At 69.0% G+C, this 16,365-nt stretch carries 17 protein-coding genes; 7 read left to right on the forward strand and 10 right to left on the reverse strand.

Features of this window, described 5'->3' with window-relative positions; translation table 11 throughout:
- Window positions 1–81 precede the first annotated feature (81 nt).
- The 3 genes from OCL97_RS02085 to OCL97_RS02095 form a co-directional block, all read right to left on the reverse strand.
- Window positions 82–705: a pyridoxamine 5'-phosphate oxidase family protein gene (locus OCL97_RS02085; RefSeq protein WP_377367156.1), complete on the reverse strand. Its 624-nt coding sequence runs from the start codon at window positions 703–705 to the stop codon at window positions 82–84.
- 49 nt (window positions 706–754) lie between these two features.
- The gene (locus tag OCL97_RS02090; RefSeq protein WP_377367158.1) at window positions 755–2,986 is read right to left on the reverse strand and encodes an arylsulfatase; all 2,232 of its coding nucleotides are present in this window, start codon (window positions 2,984–2,986) and stop codon (window positions 755–757) included.
- A gap of 72 nt (window positions 2,987–3,058) precedes the next feature.
- On the reverse strand, window positions 3,059–4,468 hold the full coding sequence (locus tag OCL97_RS02095) for a M20/M25/M40 family metallo-hydrolase (protein WP_377367160.1): 1,410 nt from the start codon (window positions 4,466–4,468) through the stop codon (window positions 3,059–3,061).
- 115 nt (window positions 4,469–4,583) lie between these two features.
- Between OCL97_RS02095 and OCL97_RS02100 the strand changes: the two genes are divergently transcribed.
- Window positions 4,584–4,940 carry a DUF5655 domain-containing protein gene (locus tag OCL97_RS02100; RefSeq protein ID WP_377367162.1) on the forward strand — a complete coding sequence of 119 codons (357 nt, stop codon included), beginning with the start codon at window positions 4,584–4,586 and terminating at the stop codon, window positions 4,938–4,940.
- Window position 4,941: 1 nt separating this feature from the next.
- Here the strand turns inward: OCL97_RS02100 and OCL97_RS02105 are convergent, their stop codons facing one another.
- Genes OCL97_RS02105 through OCL97_RS02120 form a run of 4 tightly spaced genes read right to left on the reverse strand, consistent with a single transcriptional unit; the run spans window position 4,942 to window position 7,316 of the window.
- Window positions 4,942–5,370, reverse strand: coding sequence for a DUF1178 family protein (locus tag OCL97_RS02105; RefSeq protein ID WP_377367164.1), 429 nt, complete (start codon window positions 5,368–5,370; stop codon window positions 4,942–4,944).
- On the reverse strand, window positions 5,367–6,200 hold the full coding sequence (locus OCL97_RS02110) for a carbon-nitrogen hydrolase family protein (protein WP_377367166.1): 834 nt from the start codon (window positions 6,198–6,200) through the stop codon (window positions 5,367–5,369). The genes OCL97_RS02105 and OCL97_RS02110 overlap by 4 nt, the downstream gene beginning before the upstream one ends.
- A 39-nt stretch (window positions 6,201–6,239) precedes the next feature.
- Entirely contained in the window at window positions 6,240–6,497 is a 258-nt protein-coding gene (gene grxC, locus OCL97_RS02115) for a glutaredoxin 3 (RefSeq protein WP_304774557.1), read from the reverse strand.
- A 33-nt stretch (window positions 6,498–6,530) separates the two neighbouring features.
- Entirely contained in the window at window positions 6,531–7,316 is a 786-nt protein-coding gene (locus OCL97_RS02120; RefSeq protein ID WP_377367168.1) for a ComF family protein, read from the reverse strand.
- Here OCL97_RS02120 and OCL97_RS02125 point away from each other — a divergent pair.
- The gene (locus OCL97_RS02125) at window positions 7,315–8,226 is read left to right on the forward strand and encodes a methyltransferase domain-containing protein (RefSeq protein ID WP_377367170.1); all 912 of its coding nucleotides are present in this window, start codon (window positions 7,315–7,317) and stop codon (window positions 8,224–8,226) included. The two genes, OCL97_RS02120 and OCL97_RS02125, sit on opposite strands and share 2 nt — an antisense overlap.
- A gap of 160 nt (window positions 8,227–8,386) precedes the next feature.
- Window positions 8,387–9,124 carry a helix-turn-helix transcriptional regulator gene (locus OCL97_RS02130; RefSeq protein WP_377367172.1) on the forward strand — a complete coding sequence of 246 codons (738 nt, stop codon included), beginning with the start codon at window positions 8,387–8,389 and terminating at the stop codon, window positions 9,122–9,124.
- On the opposite strand, the gene OCL97_RS02135 is transcribed toward OCL97_RS02130, so the two are convergent.
- The 3 genes from OCL97_RS02135 to mutT are packed head-to-tail and all read right to left on the reverse strand — an operon-like array spanning window position 9,090 to window position 10,552.
- Window positions 9,090–9,971 carry a kinase gene (locus OCL97_RS02135; protein ID WP_377367174.1) on the reverse strand — a complete coding sequence of 294 codons (882 nt, stop codon included), beginning with the start codon at window positions 9,969–9,971 and terminating at the stop codon, window positions 9,090–9,092. The two genes, OCL97_RS02130 and OCL97_RS02135, sit on opposite strands and share 35 nt — an antisense overlap.
- Before the next feature lie 9 nt (window positions 9,972–9,980).
- Window positions 9,981–10,226: a Flp family type IVb pilin gene (locus OCL97_RS02140; RefSeq protein ID WP_377367176.1), complete on the reverse strand. Its 246-nt coding sequence runs from the start codon at window positions 10,224–10,226 to the stop codon at window positions 9,981–9,983.
- The gene (gene mutT, locus OCL97_RS02145) at window positions 10,142–10,552 is read right to left on the reverse strand and encodes an 8-oxo-dGTP diphosphatase MutT (protein ID WP_304774548.1); all 411 of its coding nucleotides are present in this window, start codon (window positions 10,550–10,552) and stop codon (window positions 10,142–10,144) included. The genes OCL97_RS02140 and mutT overlap by 85 nt, the downstream gene beginning before the upstream one ends.
- A 128-nt stretch (window positions 10,553–10,680) precedes the next feature.
- Between mutT and OCL97_RS02150 the strand changes: the two genes are divergently transcribed.
- The 4 genes from OCL97_RS02150 to OCL97_RS02165 are packed head-to-tail and all read left to right on the forward strand — an operon-like array spanning window position 10,681 to window position 16,188.
- On the forward strand, window positions 10,681–11,370 hold the full coding sequence (locus OCL97_RS02150) for a glutathione binding-like protein (RefSeq protein WP_377367178.1): 690 nt from the start codon (window positions 10,681–10,683) through the stop codon (window positions 11,368–11,370).
- Window positions 11,367–11,981, forward strand: coding sequence for a 2-hydroxychromene-2-carboxylate isomerase (locus OCL97_RS02155; protein WP_377367180.1), 615 nt, complete (start codon window positions 11,367–11,369; stop codon window positions 11,979–11,981). The genes OCL97_RS02150 and OCL97_RS02155 overlap by 4 nt, the downstream gene beginning before the upstream one ends.
- Window positions 11,978–13,018, forward strand: coding sequence for an amidohydrolase family protein (locus tag OCL97_RS02160; RefSeq protein ID WP_377367182.1), 1,041 nt, complete (start codon window positions 11,978–11,980; stop codon window positions 13,016–13,018). The genes OCL97_RS02155 and OCL97_RS02160 overlap by 4 nt, the downstream gene beginning before the upstream one ends.
- 23 nt (window positions 13,019–13,041) lie before the next feature.
- Window positions 13,042–16,188 carry a glycoside hydrolase family 2 TIM barrel-domain containing protein gene (locus OCL97_RS02165; RefSeq protein ID WP_377367184.1) on the forward strand — a complete coding sequence of 1,049 codons (3,147 nt, stop codon included), beginning with the start codon at window positions 13,042–13,044 and terminating at the stop codon, window positions 16,186–16,188.
- Window positions 16,189–16,365: the final 177 nt, after the last annotated feature.

Genomic DNA, 16,365 nt, shown 5'->3' on the forward strand with positions numbered 1-16,365 from the left:
GGCCGCCTTGATCAAGCGCAACCTCCACGGCCTCGATGTAGGTGTGACCTTTGCGCCACACAAGCGTGGCGGCCGGAAAAGTTAGGGCCGGCCGGCGGCCTGGAGCCGGAGCGCCGCATTCTCGGCCTCCAGCGCCTCGAGCCGCTCGCGCATGGGTCCTAGCACCATCTCGATCTCCGGGCCGGTGAAGCGCCGGGTGATGTGTTGCGGGCAGTTCCAGTCGAAGGCTTCCAGCTTCAGCACGAACGCCCGCTCCGGGCGTCCCTTGTAGCCGGGGTCGGTCAGGCGCGCGGCCAGCTCAGGGTCGGCGGCGAGGTCGCGGGCCTCCATGCGGGCCAGGATCTTCAGCCGCGCCTGGTTGGGATAGTCCATCAGGATCAGGGCCACCCGATCGTCGGCGGCGACATTGCCGAGGCTGAAGTACTGCCTGTTCCCGCGATAGTCGGCGAAGCCCAGGGTGGTCTCGTCCAGCACCCGCAGGAAACCCCGCGGGCCGCCGCGATGCTGCACATAGGGCCAGCCACTCTCCGACACGCTGGCCAGGTAGAAGCTGTCGCGCTCGCTAATGAAGGCCGCTTCATTTTCGGTGAACCGGTCGGAGGTCCGCTCGCCCTCGAACCGTTCCCAGATCTTGCGGGCGCCATTGGCCGCCTGGGCCGCCTGCACGCTGGGGGTGGCGAGCCGGTCGAGGTAGTCGTAGGCCATGGCGCGCGCTCCGGGTTGGCCCGAAAGATAGGCGCTGGGGCGCGAAGCGCTACTGCCGCGCCATCTCCGCCTCGCCCAGCAGTTCGCCGTCCAGGTCCTGGTCGGCGTCCATGGTGACGACGACGCGCCGCAGCTTGCCGGTGAAGGTGAAGGGGGCGGCGTAGGGGGCGACGGGGCTGCCCCGGTCGCGGCCGATATCCAGGCCCGACCAGGAGATGAAGGTGGCGAAGCCGATATGGGTCTTCACCTCGCCCGCCACGCGGCCGTCGATCGCCAGGGTGAAGGTGCGGCCGTCGGAGCCCTGGCGGCAGCGCAGGGCGAGCTTGCGCAGACCCGGGGCGATGGGCTCGGCGGAGCTGACCGTCGCCAGGGCGCCGCCGACGTTCAGGGTGTGATGCAGCCGGCCGCCCTGGACATAGAACGAGTAGCCGCAGGTGGCGTCGCCGTGGGCCAGCAGCACCCCATCCGCCCCACCCGGCGGGATCACCGCCTCGGCCTCGATGACATAGGAGCGGCTGCGCACGTCCGGGGCCACGTCGGCGGGCAGATGGCCCATGCCGGGGTGGAAGACGAAGCGCTTGCGGGCGCCGTGGTAGCGCAGGGCGTTCTCGGCGAAGCGCGGGCCGAAGCGATCGTCGAGGGGCAGAACCTTGTAGGCCTCCGCGGCCTTCCACCACTCCGCCACCAAGGCGGCCACCCTTTCGGGCTCGGCGGCAGCGAGGTCGCGGGTCTCCGAGAAGTCGGCGTTCAGGTGATAGAGTTCCCAGACATCGGTGTCGAAGGGCGTGCCGGGCGCATGGAAAGCCACGGCCTTCCAGCCATCCTTCCAGAGACCCCGGTGGCCGAACATCTCGAAGTGCTGGGACTTGCTCTTACTCGGGGCGGACGGGTCCTTCAGCGAGGCGGCGAAGCTCACCCCCTCGAGCGGCATCTGTGGAACCCCGGCGATCACAGCCGGCGGCTCGACGCCCAGGATGTCCAGCAGGGTCGGGGTGAAGTCGCTGACGTGGGCGAACTGGGTCCGCAGCTCGCCGCGCGCGGCCAGGCCGTTCTTCCAGGAGATCACCAGGGGATCGCGGATGCCGCCGCCGTGGGTGTTCTGCTTGTAGCGGCGAAGAGGGGTATTGGACGCCATGGCCCAGCCCTGCGGGAAGTTGGAATGGCTGTCGGGGCCGCCGATATCGTCCAGCCGGGCCAGCTTCTCGGCCATGGGCTCGAACTTCAGATTGTACGGGCCCATGGCGTTGACCATGCCCAGAGGCCCGCCCTCCTGGCTGGCGCCGTTGTCGGACATGACCACGATCAAGGTGTCATCCTTGATCCCCGCCTCCTCCAGGAAGGCCACCAGCCGGGCCAGGTGCCGGTCGGCGTGGTCGAGCATGCCGGCATAGGCGCTCTGCAGGCGGGTGAAGACCCGCTTGTCGTCGGGAAGACACTCGTCCCAGGCGCGGACACCGTCGTTGCGCTCGGGCATGACGGTGTCGGCGGGCACGACACCCATGGCCTTCTGGCGAGCCAGGCGCTGCTCCCGCTCCACGTCCCAGCCGTGCTCGAAGACCGGGTCGTACTGGCGAATGATGTGCTGCGGCGCCTGGTGCGGGGCGTGGCAGGCGCCAGGCGCCAGCCACAGCAGCCAGGGCTTGTCCGGCGCATCGGCCTGGTGGTCGGCGATGAAGCGGATCGACTGGTCCACCAGATCGGCGGTCAGATGGTAGCCCTCGGCGTAGCTCGTGGGTTGCTCGATGGGGGTGTTGTCGCGCACCAGCTCGGGCGCGAACTGGTCGGTCTCGGCGTCCATGAAGCCGTAGAAGCGGTCGAAGCCGCGCCCAAGGGGCCAGCCGTCGAAAGGACCCGAAGGGCCGGTCTCGGTCAGGGGCGTCGCGTGCCACTTGCCCACCATGTAGGTGGAATAGCCGTGCGGCTTGAGCATCTCCGGCAGGGTCCCGGCCTCGCGGGCGATCTTGCCGCGATAGCCCGGGAAGCCTGAGTCGAAATTGGACAGACAGCCCATCCCCACCGAGTGGTGGTTGCGGCCGGTCAGCAGCGCCGCCCGCGTGGTGGAGCACATGGCCGTGGTGTGGAAGCCGGTATAGCGCAGGCCGTCGGCGGCGAGCGCATCGATGGTGGGCGTCTTGATCGGCGAGCCGTAGCAGCCGAGGTCGGAGAACCCGACATCGTCGAACAGAACGACCAGGATGTTGGGCGCGCCTTTCGGCGGCGTAGGCTGCGGCGGCCAGTAGGGCGTGGAGTCCGCCAGGGTCGCCCCGATCTTCGCCGCCATCGCATCCTCCGGAAAACTATTGGCAGAAGAGATGCCAGTTTTTCCGGAGGACGGGAAGAGGCCCTGCTCGCCTTACTTCTGGGTCGCGTAGAGCTTCACCACCGAATGCAGGAAATCCCGGCCCTCATAGAGGGAGCGGACCCGGATGCGCTCGTTCAGACCGTGGGTCCCGCCCCCATCCGGATCGCCGAACATGCCTGAGAGACCGTAGCTGGGGATGCCGGCGGCGTTGGTGAAGCGGCTGTCAGTGGCCCCGGTGCTCATGGTCGGCACCAGGGGAACGCCCGGCCACATCTGGTTGGAGACCTGCTCGATGGGACCCAGGATCGCGCGGGTCAGCGGCGGCGGCGGTGAGACGGGGCTGGGGACGCCCACCATGGTGACGGCGATCTTGTCGTCGGCGAACACCTTCACCAGCTGGGCCTTCACCGATTCCAGACTCTCGCCCGGCAGGATGCGGCAGTTCACATTGGCCTGCGCCCGCTGCGGCAAGGCGTTGGGGGCGTGGCCGGCGTCGACCATGGTGGCTACGCAGGTGGTGCGCATCATGGAGTTGCGGCTGGCGTCCTTGATCACCTGCGCGATGGCCGCGGCGTTGGTGGGATCCTTGGCGACGGCCGCCATGGCCGCGCCCGAGGCGCCGCCCTCGATCATCGACATCTTCTCGAAGTGGTTCTTCGTGGCGTCGTTCAGCCGAATGGGGAAGTCATAGGCGGCCAGCCGGTCGATGGCGGCGGCCAGGTGGTAGATGGCGTTGTCCTTCGACGGCCGCGAGGAGTGGCCGCCGGGGTTGGTCGTGACCAGGGTGAAGTCCTGATAGACCTTCTCGCCGGCCTGGACGCCGAGGAACTGGCGATTGCCCTCCGCGTCGAGCCGCCCGCCCGCGCCCTCGTTCAGGGCGAACTGCGCCTCCATCAGCGGGCGATGGTGCTTCAGCAGCCACTCGACCCCGTCGAAGGTGTCCGACGTCTCCTCGCCGCAGGTCAGGACCAGGCGCAGGCCCCGGCGCGGCTTGAAGCCCTCGGTCTTGTAGCGGATCAGGCTGTCGGTGAAGACCGCCGCCATGGCCTTATCGTCGCTGGCGCCCCGAGCGTAGAAATAGCCGCCCTCCTCGATCAGGGTGAAGGGATCGCGCTCCCAGTCGGCGCGGTTGGCCTCCACGACGTCAAGGTGGGCCAGCAGCATGATCGGCTTGGCCTTGGCGTCGGTCCCGGCCAGGGTGGCGACGAGATTGCCATCCTTGGGACGCTCGGTGGGGGCCAGGACCTGGACGTCCTTGTCAGCGTAACCGGCGGCCTTGAGGCGCACGGCCATCTTCTCGGCGGCGGCGGTGCAGCTGCCCACCGACAGCGTGGTGTTGGTCTCCACCAGCTCCTTGTAGAGCGCCCGGAAGGCGACCTGGTCCGGCCGCGCCTGGGCGTGAGCGGCGGAGGCCGAAAGGGTCGCGGCGCCGAGCGCGGCGAGGAGGACGGTGCGGATCATGTGAAGGCCCCAATCGACTGTTGGGCGGGACCCTAGGCAGGGGCGTCACGGGGAGCAAGGATGTGACGGTGCCCAATGCTGCCGTATCGCGGGTTGCGCGCTGGAGAAGCGTCTCATGACCGTGGAGGATTTCTTCGCGAGGCATCCCGAAGCTCGCGCCGTTCATGAGGCCGTCCAGGCCGCCGTGGAGGCCATCGGCCCGGCGCGGGTGCGGGTCGGGAAGAGTCAGGTGGGCTTTTCTCGCGCACATCCCTTCGCCGCGACCTGGCGGCCGGAACAGTACCTGAGGCGAGCAAGAGCGCCGCTCGTCCTGTCGGTCTATTTGCGGCGACGAGACGCCTCGCCGCGCTGGAAGGAGGTCGTGGAGCCCAGGCCCGGCCGCTTCACGCACCATCTAGAACTCTCATCCGCGCAGGAGGTCGATGACTTCGTGCGGGCGTGTCTGGCGGAGGCCTGGAAGGAGGCCGGCTAGGTCAGTTCAGCGACGCCTTCTTCACCGGCGCAGGCGGCAGGGGGGCGATGTTGACGCCTTCTTCCTTGAGATCGCGAACCTCGGCGGGGGTGGCTTCGCCGTAGATGCCGCGGTTCTCGGACTTGCCGGCGTGGATGGCGCGGGCCTCGTCGGCGAAGGTGTCGCCGACATAGTCGAAGTTGTCCTCGACGTGCTGACGCACCTCGGCCATCGCCTGCATCATGACTTCGCGGGCAGCGGGCGTCATGTCGGGGGTGTTGCGCTTCGTGCCGGCCACCATGGGGGCCATGATCTGTTTGGTGACGGCGGTCGAGCCGCAGGTCGGGCAGCCGATCTGGCCGGCGGCGGCCTGGGCGTCATAGTCGTCCGACGAGCCGAACCAGCCCTCGAATTCGTGGGCGTGGTCGCAGGCGAGCGCATAGCGGATCATGCGAGCGCCGCCGGAGCGGCGAAGGCCCGAGCGTTGGCGAGCGCCGGGATCGCGGAACGCGCCTTGCCGACGGCGGCGAGGTCGAGGTCCACCACCAGGACGCCGGGCTCGTCATGGGCCAGTTCGCCAATGATCTGACCCCAGGGGGCGATGGCGATGGTGTGGCCCCAGGTGCCGCGGCGGTCCTCGTGGAAGCCGCCCTGGGCCGGCGCCAGCACGAAGCTGCCGGTCTCGATGGCCCGGGCGCGCAACAGGATCTCCCAGTGCGCCTCGCCCGTCGGCCGGGTGAAGGCGGCCGGGACCAGCATGACCTGGGCGCCGGCGAGCGCCAGGGCCCGATAGACCGCCGGGAAGCGCATGTCGTAGCAGATGGTGAGGCCGAGCGGCGTCTCGCCGGCCAGGGCGGTGACGGCGCGGTCGCCGGGCTCGTAGGTCTCGCTCTCGCGCGCGCTCTCGCCGGTGGGCAGGTCGACGTCGAACATGTGCAGCTTGTCGTAGGTGGCGGTGATCTCACCGGCCGGCGAGATGAGGGCCGCGCGGTTGGCGGCCTTGCCGTCCTCGCGCAGCACCAAGGCCGAGCCGATCAGCAGCCAGACGCCGAGTTCCTTGGCGAGCGCCTGCATGCCGAGGACGACGGGATCCTCGGCCAGCAGCATGAGCTGCGGCAGCAGGGCCGCCTTGTCCTTCTGCAGGATGTTGCTGGCCTCGGGCGTGGCGATGAAAGTCGCGCCTTTGGCGGCGGCCTCCCGCACCAGCGGCGCGAGGTGGTCGAGCGCCGCGGCGTGGCTGGCGGGGGTCCGGGTCTGGATCAGTCCGACGCGCAAGGTCATGGCCTATCTACAAGCCCGCAACGCCCGGCTTGGCAAGGCTCAAGCGGCCAGCAGGGGGTCCAGCTTGCCGTCCCGCTCCAGGGCCATCATGTCGTCGCAACCGCCGATGTGCTCCTCGCCGATGAAGATCTGCGGGAAGGTGGCGCGGCCGTTGGACCGCTGCATCATTTCCTTGCGCTTCTCCGGATCGAAGGCGGCCTCGATCTCGGTGAACTCGACGCCCTTCTTCTCCAGCAGGGAAACGGCGCGGACGCAGTAGGGGCAGAAGGGCTTGGTGTAGATGGTGACTTGGGTCATGGCTCCACTAACGCCGAAAGAGGTTGAAGGATCTCATATGGTGGTGTTCGCCGCTTCTTTCACCCTGGCCACCACCGCCACGTCGACGCAGGCGGCCCCGGCCTTGAGCAGGGCGCGCGCGCAGCCTTCGAGGGTGGCGCCGGTGGTCATGACGTCATCAATCAGCAGGATTCGCCGGCCCGCCACCTGTTTCGCGCGGCTGGGCGGCACGGCGAAGGCCGCCGCCACATTCCTGCGCCGACCGGAGCCGGACTTGCCGCCCTGTGTCTCCGTGGCGCGCACCCGGGTCAGGGCGTCGGGCAGATAGAGCACGCCGGACAGCCGGCTGAGCGGCCGGGCGATCTCGGCGGCCTGGTTATAGCGGCGTCCCAGCAGACGGGTGGGATGCAGCGGCACCGGGGCGATGGCATGGGCCTGCGCGATCAGGTCGCGCGCGGAGCGGCTGATCCAGCGGGCGAAAAGGGGGGCCAGATCGGTGCGGTCGGCGTGCTTGAGCTGCAGGATCGGGCCGCGCGAGGCGTCGTCATAGAGGCAGGCGGCCCGGGCCCGGGCGAAGGCGCGGGGCTTGGCCAGGCAGGCGGCGCATCGCACCCCCTCCCCCAGGGAATATTCGAACGGTGTCCCGCAGCCGTCGCAGACTGGATCGTCGAGGAAGGTGATCTGGCTCCAGCCGGGTGCGGTAAGGCCGGTGGCCAGCGGCCGAGGTCCGTCGTCCAGGGACTGAGGCGGGAACAGGAGGTCCAAAGCGGTCCGCGCGGCGGATTTCATGCGCGGCCCTGGTTTCCACCAGGCCTCCGACACGTCATCTTGCAGGCTCATGTCCGCCCCGCCCCTGCTCTTCGACCGCGACCAGCTGCGCGCCCGCCTGACCCGCGCCGCGCCCGGCTACGGAAACGCCGACTTCCTTAAGCGCCGCGCGGCGGAGGACGCCGTGGTGCGCCTGGAGGCGATCCTGCGGGAGTTTCCGCGCGCCGTCGACCTCGGGGCCCGCAACGGGGCCTTTCGTGAGGCGCTGAGGGCGAGTGATGCGGCGGGCCGGGTAGGCCTGCTGGTGGAGGCCGACCTCTCGCCGGCCATGCTGGCCGGCCGGGAGGGTCCGCGCATCGTCGCCGACGAGGAGCGCCTGCCCTTCGCCTTCGGGTCGCTGGACCTGGTGGTCTCGACGCTCGCCCTGCACTGGACCAATGACGTGGTGGGCGCCCTGATCCAGATCCGGCGGGCCTTGAAGCCCGACGGTCTGTTCATCGGCTCGATGTTCGGCGGCGCGACCCTCACCGAGCTGCGGGCCTCCCTGCTGTCGGCGGAGATCGAGCTGACCGGCGGCGCGGCGAGCCGCATCTCGCCCTTCGCAGACGCCTATGACGCCGCGGGCCTGCTCCAGCGGTCAGGCTTTGCGCTGCCCGTCGTCGACGTGGACCGGGTGACCGTGCGCTATTCGCATCCCATCAAGCTGCTGGCCGACCTGCGGGCCATGGGTGAGACCAGCGTCCTGGCCGACCGCCACCCGCGGGCCCTGACCAAGACCCTGCTGGCGCGGGCGATGGAGATTTATGTCGAGCGATTCGCTGAGCCGGACGGCCGGGCGCCCGCCACCTTCGAGATCCTGACGCTCACCGGCTGGACCCCGGACGCCAGCCAGCAGCAGCCCCTGAAGCCCGGCAGCGCCAAGATGCGGCTGGCCGACGCCCTGGGGACGATCGAACAGCCGCTGCCGCGGGACGAGGACTGAACTTTAGGCGCCAGGTGAAGTTGTTCCGGCGACCCCCAAAACTGGTTCGGTTACCTAACGAGTTTCAGCTTGGTCATGGCGTTTCTCCGGTTGCGTTGATCCGGGTTCTATTGCCATCCTGCTGCCACTGTAGTGGCGGCAACAGTGGAGCTTTGGTCCGATGAGACGCGCCGACCGCCTGTTCCAGATCATCCAGATCCTGCGCCGCTCGCGCCGTCCGGTGACCGCCGATGCGTTGGCCGAGGAGCTGGAGACCTCCAAGCGCACGGTCTATCGCGATGTCGCCGACCTGATGGCCCAGCGGGTGCCGGTGCGCGGCGAGGCGGGCATCGGCTACGTGCTGGACCAGGGCTATGACCTGCCGCCCCTGATGCTGACACCCGATGAGATCGAGGCCGCGGTGCTGGGCGCCCAGTGGGTGGCCAGCCGGGGGGACGCGGCCCTGGCCATAGCCGCCCAGGACCTGATCGCCAAGATCAGCGCCGCCATTCCCGAACGCCTGCGGCCCTATATCGACGCCCCGTCCCTGGGCGCCGCCAAGTCGTGGAAGCTCCAGCCCGACGCCATCGACATGGCCCAGGTCCGCGCCCAGATCCACGCCGGTCGCAAGATCGCCATCCACTACAAGGACGAGCAGGGCCGCGACAGCGAGCGCACCATCTGGCCGGTGACCATCGGCTATCACGACACTGTCCGGATGCTGATGGCCTGGTGCGAGATGCGCCAGGACTTCCGCTCCTTCCGCGCCGACCGGGTGACCGGCGCCGAGTTCCTGGAGGATCGCTACCCAGAACGTCCCGCCGTCCTGCGCGCCAAATGGCGCAGGGTGATGGAGGAGCGGCGCTGCGAGGAGATCGAGAAGTTCAAGGCGCGGGAGGCGGCGGCGGAGAGGCCATAACCACCGGCCGCCTCTGCTGATCCAGCGCCACCATCATGTCTGCCCGGCCCGGCATCTCGGCCAGGATGTGGCGGGTGAGGCGTTCGTAGTGGGCGATGAAGTCTGCGACCTGGGCGTCGGTCATGGCGCGCTTCAGGTCGCCGCCTTCGCGGGCCAGGCGGGCGCGCAGCTTGGCCTCCTGTTCCTGGCGCCAGGCCAGGACGACGTCGAAGCTGGGCGCCTTCAGCAGGACCAGCAGGTCGATGCGGGCGAATAGCGCCTGATAGGGGCCGGCCAAGGCGTCGTTGACGAAGGATCGCCAGCGGCCGTCGGGGTCGCGGTCTCGCTCCAGGGCGTTGATGGGCGCCGAGACATCGGCCTGCGGAACGGCGCCGACGCACCAACCCTCGAACAGGATGACGTCCACAGGCCCGGCGACAGGCACGCCCTGGGGCCGGCGGTCGTCGGCCGCCTTGTCGAAGGCGGGCAGCAGGGTCTCGCCGGGGCCGGCCAGGCCATCGAGCACCGCCAGGCCCAGGGCCACATCATGGGTTCCCGGCACGCCGCGCGTGGCCATCAGGGGGTGGACGTCGCGGGCCAAGTCCTGGCGCTGGGCGCGGGTCAGGTAGAGGTCGTCGAGGGAGAGGGAGGCCACTTTGAGACCCTGGTCCTCCAGCATCCGCCGCAGGACGGCGGTCAGGGTCGACTTGCCGCTGGCCTGGCTCCCGCAGACCCCCACGACGAAACCGGGCGTCCGGGCGTCAGCGATGATGCGGGCCGCCAGCGGCCCACAGATCGCCAGGGCGGTCTCGGCGAAGTCGGGCGGCAAGCCCTCGGCGGCGATGAAGTCGGAAAGCCAGGCGTCCACGGGACAAGCCTAGCTGATGGCCGTCTCGATGGCGGTAGCGGCCTTGTTCATCAGGTCGAACAGCACGGTCTGGAAGGCGCCGATGGCGGCCACCACCGCCATGCCCAGGACGCCGGCCAGGATCGCGTACTCGATCATGGTGGCCCCGCGCTCGTCCCGCAGGAAGGCGATCAGATGAGATCGCGCAGCCAGGCCACCAGCGGCGCATCGGCCGGCGGCATCGGATAGTCGCCGAGTCTTGAGGGTTTCACCCATGCCAGCGCCGCGTGCTCCCTGGCCGTGATCACGCCATCCCATCGACGGCACAGGTAGAGTGGCATCATGAGGTGAAAGGATTCGTAACTGTGGCTGGCGAAGACGAAGGGGGCCAGGCAGGCCTGGGTCACACCGATGCCCAGCTCCTCCTCCAGCTCCCGGATCAGGCACGCTTCCGGGGTCTCGCCGGGCTCGAGCTTGCCGCCGGGAAACTCCCAGAGGCCGGCGAGCGTCTTGCCCTCCGGCCGCTGGGCGATCAGCACGCGGCCGTCGCTATCGATCAGGGCGGCGGCGGCGACAAGCACCATGGGTTTGGGATCGGCCATGGCGCCTGCATCGCGGGCCGGAAGAAGAAATGCAACAGCCGGGACGAATGACGCGGGGTGACGGTGGCGTCGCGCGACAGGGCAGGTAGTCTAGACCCAAGGCCCCCTGAGAGGCCCGGGAGACGCCGGTGATCGACCTCTACTATGCCGCCACGCCCAACGGCTGGAAGATCAGCATCATGCTGGAAGAGTGCGGCCTGCCCTATGCCGTGCATCCGGTGAACCTGGGCCGGGGCGAGCAGTTCGCGCCCGACTTTCTGAAGCTCAGCCCCAACAACCGCATCCCGGCCATCATCGACCAGGACCCGGCGGACGGCGGGCCGCCGATCGGGGTCTTCGAGACCGGCGCCATCCTGGTCTATCTGGCCGAGAAGACCGGCCGCTTCCTGCCCGCCGATGTGCGGGGCCGCTCAAGCGTCATGCAGTGGCTGATGTGGCAGGTGGGGGGCCTGGGCCCCATGCTGGGCCAGAACGGCCACTTCAAGCTCTATGCGCCGGAGAAGATCGCCTACGCCATCGACCGCTATGAGCGGGAGGCCGCGCGCCTGTACGGCGTGCTGGATGGCCAGTTGGGGCGGACCGGCGCCTATGTGGGCGGCGACGACTATTCCATCGCCGACATGGCCTGCTTCCCCTGGCTGATCACCCACAAGGCGCAGGGCTTCACCCTGGACGACTATCCCCATATCAAGCGCTGGTTCGCCACGGTGCGGGCGCGGCCGGGCGTGGTGGCGGGGACCTCGGTGGGCCGGATGGCGCGGCCGGGCGAGATGGACGCGCAGACCAAGCAGAACCTCTTTGGGATCGCCGCCACATGATCGAGTGCTTCTTCGACTGCTCCAGCCCCTGGACCTATCTGGCCTTCCACAACCTGCGTCCGATGGCGGCGGAGCTGGGGGTGGAGATCGACTGGCGGCCGATCCTGGTGGGCGGCATCTTCAACACCGTGAACCCCTCGGTCTATGAGCAGCGGGCCACACCGGTGCCGGCCAAGGCGCGCTACATGAAGAAGGACCTGGAGGACTGGGCGCGGCATTCCGGCATCGCCATCACCTTCCCGCCCAAGGTCTTCCCGGTGAACAGCGTCAAGGCCATGCGCGGCTGCATCTGGCTGGCGCCGCAGGGCAAGCTCGTGGCCTTCGCCGACGCCGTCTTCAAAGCCTACTGGACTGACAACCGCGACATCTCACAGGACGAGGTGCTGGCCGAGATTTGCCATGCCGTCGGGATCGACCCTGCGGACTTCCTCCCAGGTATCGCCGAGCCCGCCATCAAGGATCAGCTGCGCCTCAACACAGAGGAGGTGATCGCCCGCGGCGGCTTCGGCTCGCCAACCATCTTCGTGAACCGCACCGACATGTACTTCGGCAACGATCGCCTGCCCCTGATCGCCGACGCGGTCGCGGCCCTCAAGGACCACAAAGCATGAGCCGCGAGACCATCCTCGAGCCCGACCTGCCGATCGTCGATCCGCACCACCACCTGTGGGACCGGCCCGCCGCCCTGATGGCCGCCCTGCCCCCGCCCAAGCACGGCTTCGAACAGTTGATCCGCAGGGTCCCACGCTACCTGCTGGACGAACTTCTGGCCGACATGAAGCGCGGCCACAACGTCAAGGCCACGGTCTATATGGAGTGCGGCTCCATGTACCGCGGCCGGGGTCCCGCCACCTTGAAGCCGGTGGGGGAGACCGAGTTCGTCAATGGCGTGGCGGCCATGTCGGCCAGCGGCCTCTATGGCGACGTCCTGGCCTGCGCCGGGATCGTCGGCCATGCGGACTGCAATCTTGGCGCGGCGGTGCGTGACGTTCTGGAGGCCCACATCGTCGCCGGCGGCGGACGGTTCCGCGGCATCCGCCAGAGCGCCTCGGCCGATCCCGACAAGAACGTCCTGGGGCCTTTGGCTCGGACCGAGGGCGGCCTCTACATGTCGGCCAAGTTCCGCGAGGGCTTTGCTGAGCTGGCGCCCCTGGGCCTCTCCTTCGACGCCTGGATGCTGGAGCCGCAGCTTCCTGACCTGATCGATCTGGCCCGCGCCTTCCCCGACACCCAGATCATCCTCGACCACGTCGGCACCCCGTTGGGGATCGCCAGCTACGCCGGCAGGCGAGAGGAGCGGTTCCCGATCTGGAAGGACAACATCCGCAAGCTGGCGGAACTGCCCAATGTGGCGGTGAAGCTGGGGGGCCTGGCCATGGTGTTCCCGGGCTTCGCCTCCTTCATGTCCGATCCGCCAACCTCGTCGGAGGCGCTGGCGGCGGAGTGGAAGCCCTATATCGAAACCTGCATCGAGGCTTTCGGACCTGACCGCGGCATGTTCGAGAGCAACTTCCCGGTCGACATCGGCACCTGCGACTACGACGTGCTGTGGAACGCCTTCAAGGTGCTGGCCAAGGGGGCCTCGGCGGCGGAGAAGACGGCGCTGTTCTCGGGCACGGCCACCAAGATCTACCGTCTCGACCTGTGAGGGACCTGCTGTTTCAGGGTGCGGTGCGCACCTGGGTTCACCCGGAAACCGTGTCGGTGGGCCGCCTGCCGGCGCGCGCCAGCTTCACGCCCTATGGCGATATGCAGAGCGCCTTGGCGCGCAGGTCCTCCCCCTTTGTCCGCTCCCTGAACGGCGACTGGAAGTTCCAGCTGGTGGACCGGCCCGAGGCGATCCCGGCCGAGTTCGCCGCCCGCGACTTCGACGACGCGGGCTGGGGCGCCCTGCCCGTGCCGTCCAACTGGACGATGCACGGCCACGACAGGCCGCACTACACCAACGTCCAGATGCCCTTCACCCTGGCCGCCCCCAATGTGCCGGACGAAAATCCGACGGGGCTGTACCGCACCGCCTTCGAGGTCCCGGCCGACTGGGACGGGCGGCGCATCGTGCTGCGGATCGGGGCCGCCGAGAGCGTGCTCTATGTCTGGGTGAACGGCCAGGCCGTCGGCATGGGCAAGGACAGCCGCCTGCCGCAGGACTTCGACGTCACCGCCTTCGTGACCCCGGGCGCGGACAACCTGCTGGCCTGCGCCGTGGTGAAGTGGTCGGACGCCTCCTACATCGAGGACCAGGACCAGTGGTGGATGGGCGGCATCCACCGCGACGTCGAACTGATCGCCTCGGCCCCCACCCACATCGCCGACGTCTTCGCCCGCGCCGGGCTGGAGGACGACTACGCCACCGGCGCGCTCAGCGTGACCGTGAAGCTGGGCTTCCCGGCCGAGCCGGACAATGGCTGGGAGGTGGAGGCGCAGCTCTATGACGGCGACGTGCCCGTCCTCGACGCGCCTCTGCGCAAGAAGGTCTGGTCGGCGGTGAAGGGGCACAGTCCCTATCGTCCGGCCCTGGGCCAGGTGACCCTGGAGAGCGCGGTCCCCGCCCCACGCCCGTGGTCGAGCGAGACGCCGAACCTCTACACCCTGGTGATCTCGCTGCATCGCGCGGGCGGCCCGGCGGTGGAGGCGACCTCCGTCCGCGTCGGCTTCCGCCGCGTGGAGCTGGGCGACCGCGAGCTGCTGATCAACGGCAAGCCGGTGATGATCGCCGGCATGAACCGCCACGAGCACCATCCGGTCCGGGGCAAGGCCATCACCCGCGAGGACATGCTGGCCGACGTGCTGCTGATGAAGTCGTTCAACGTCAACGCGGTGCGCACCAGCCACTATCCGAACCACGAGGCCTGGTACGAGCTCTGCGACGAGTACGGCCTCTATCTGGTGGACGAGGCCGATATCGAGAGCCACGACTTCATGCATGGGCTCTGCCGCGATCCCCGCTACGCCAGCCAGTTCCTGGAGCGGGGACTGCGGATGGTGGAGCGCGACAAGAACCATCCCAGCATCATCCTCTGGTCGCTCGGCAACGAGAGCGGCTATGGCCCCAACCACGACGCCATGGCCGGCTGGATCCGGCAGTATGATCCCTCTCGCCCCCTGCACTATGAGGGCGCGATCTGGGGCTGGGACCCCAGCGCGGCCCTGCAGCACATCGCGGCCCTGGGCGGGATTCAGACGGGCGGCGCGCCGGGGGCGATGGCCAGCGACATCGTCTGTCCCATGTACCCGCCCATCGAGAACATCGTCGCCTGGGCCAAGGCCGATGACCCGGCCGACCGGCGGCCGATGATCCTGTGCGAATATTCCCACGCCATGGGCAATTCCAACGGGTCGCTCAGCGACTATTGGGAGGCCTTCGAGACCCACCACGGCCTGCAGGGCGGCTTCATCTGGGAATGGGTCGACCATGGCATCGCTCAGCAGACCGCCGACGGGCGGCCGTTCATGGCCTATGGCGGCGACTTCGGGGATACGCCCAACGACCTCAACTTCTGCTGCGACGGGATCGTCGGCGCCGACCGCGTTCCGCACCCGGCCCTGTGGGAGTTCAAGACCCTCGCCCAGCCGGTCAGCGTGGCCTGGGACGGCGAACGGCTGTCGGTGACCAACAAGCGCGACTTCACGACGCTGGAGGACCTGACGGGATCGTGGGCCCTGGAGGTCGATGGGCGGGTGGTGGCGGAGGGTAAGCTACCCAGACTTCCGACCGCGCCGGGGGCGACGGAAAGCGTGGCGCTGAACCTGACGAGGCCCGAGATCGAGGCCGGCCAGGAAGCCTTCCTGATGGTGCGGTTCGCGCTTGCCGAGCCGACCCGCTGGGCGACGGCCGGGCACGAGGTCGCCTGGGCGCAACTCCCCGTCAGCCTGGCCGTGAAGGCCGGCCAGCCGACGGAGCGCCTGACCGGGACCCTGGTGCTGATGCAGACCGAGGAGACGGTGCGGGTCGGGGGCGAGGGGTTTGAGCTCATCTTCTCCAAGACCTCCGGGACCCTCGAGCGCTACCTGTGGCGCAACCATGCCCTGCTGCTGGCGGGGCCGCGTCTGCAGGTCTGGCGCGGCGCCACCGACAATGACGGGATCAAGGGCTGGACCGACCAGGACGCCAAGCCCATGGGCAAGTGGCTGGCGGCGGGGCTGGACGCCCTGGTTCCCGGGCCGGTGGAGGTCGGGGTCGCGGAGGCGGCGGGCAGCGTCGTGGTCACGGTCATCCAGGCCTGGGCCAGCGCCCACCTCGCCGAGGCGATCACCCACCGGCAGGACTACAGGATCACCCCAGACGGGCGGGTGGCGGTCGGCAACCGCTTCGAGGTGGCGCCTGAACTACCGGACCTCCCGCGCCTGGGGGTCACCCTGGCCCTGCCCGAGGGCTTCGAGCGTCTGACCTGGTTCGGGCGCGGGCCAGGAGACACCTATGTGGACCGCAAGGCCGCCGGCTGGATCGGGCGGTTCGAGGGGACGGTCAGCGATCAGTACGTGCCCTATGTCCTGCCGCAGGAGCACGGCAACCGGACCGACCTGAGGTGGATGGCGGTGGAGGGGGCCGACGCCGGCCTGGTGTTCCTCGCCGCCTGCGAGGGCTCGGCCAGCCACTTTGCGCCAGGTGACCTGTTCTCCGCCAAGCACACCACCGACCTGACGCCCCGGGCGGAGACCCTGGTCAATCTGGATGTCCGCCAGCGGGGCCTGGGCACGGCGAGCTGCGGGCCTGATACGCTGGACCGCTACAAGATCGGGGCGGGCGTCCACGTCCTGAACTACGAGATGCGGCCCTATGCGGCGGGGGACGACCCAGGCGTGGTGGCGCGCGAATAGGTATCACCGGCGCCGCACCTGCGAAGGAGCTTGGCCGTATTCGGTTGACTTTGAGGACTTCGCGGCGCATATGAGCCCCGCGCTGCAGCAATTCGCGGCGCTATGGCGCTCCAGCCGCGTGATGGGATTTACGAAGGTCCCAGCCTGTCGAGCGCCGAAAGAGATCGCATAGATCGC

Source organism: Phenylobacterium ferrooxidans (assembly GCF_042714595.1).
GTDB classification, from domain to species: Bacteria; Pseudomonadota; Alphaproteobacteria; order Caulobacterales; family Caulobacteraceae; genus Phenylobacterium; species Phenylobacterium ferrooxidans.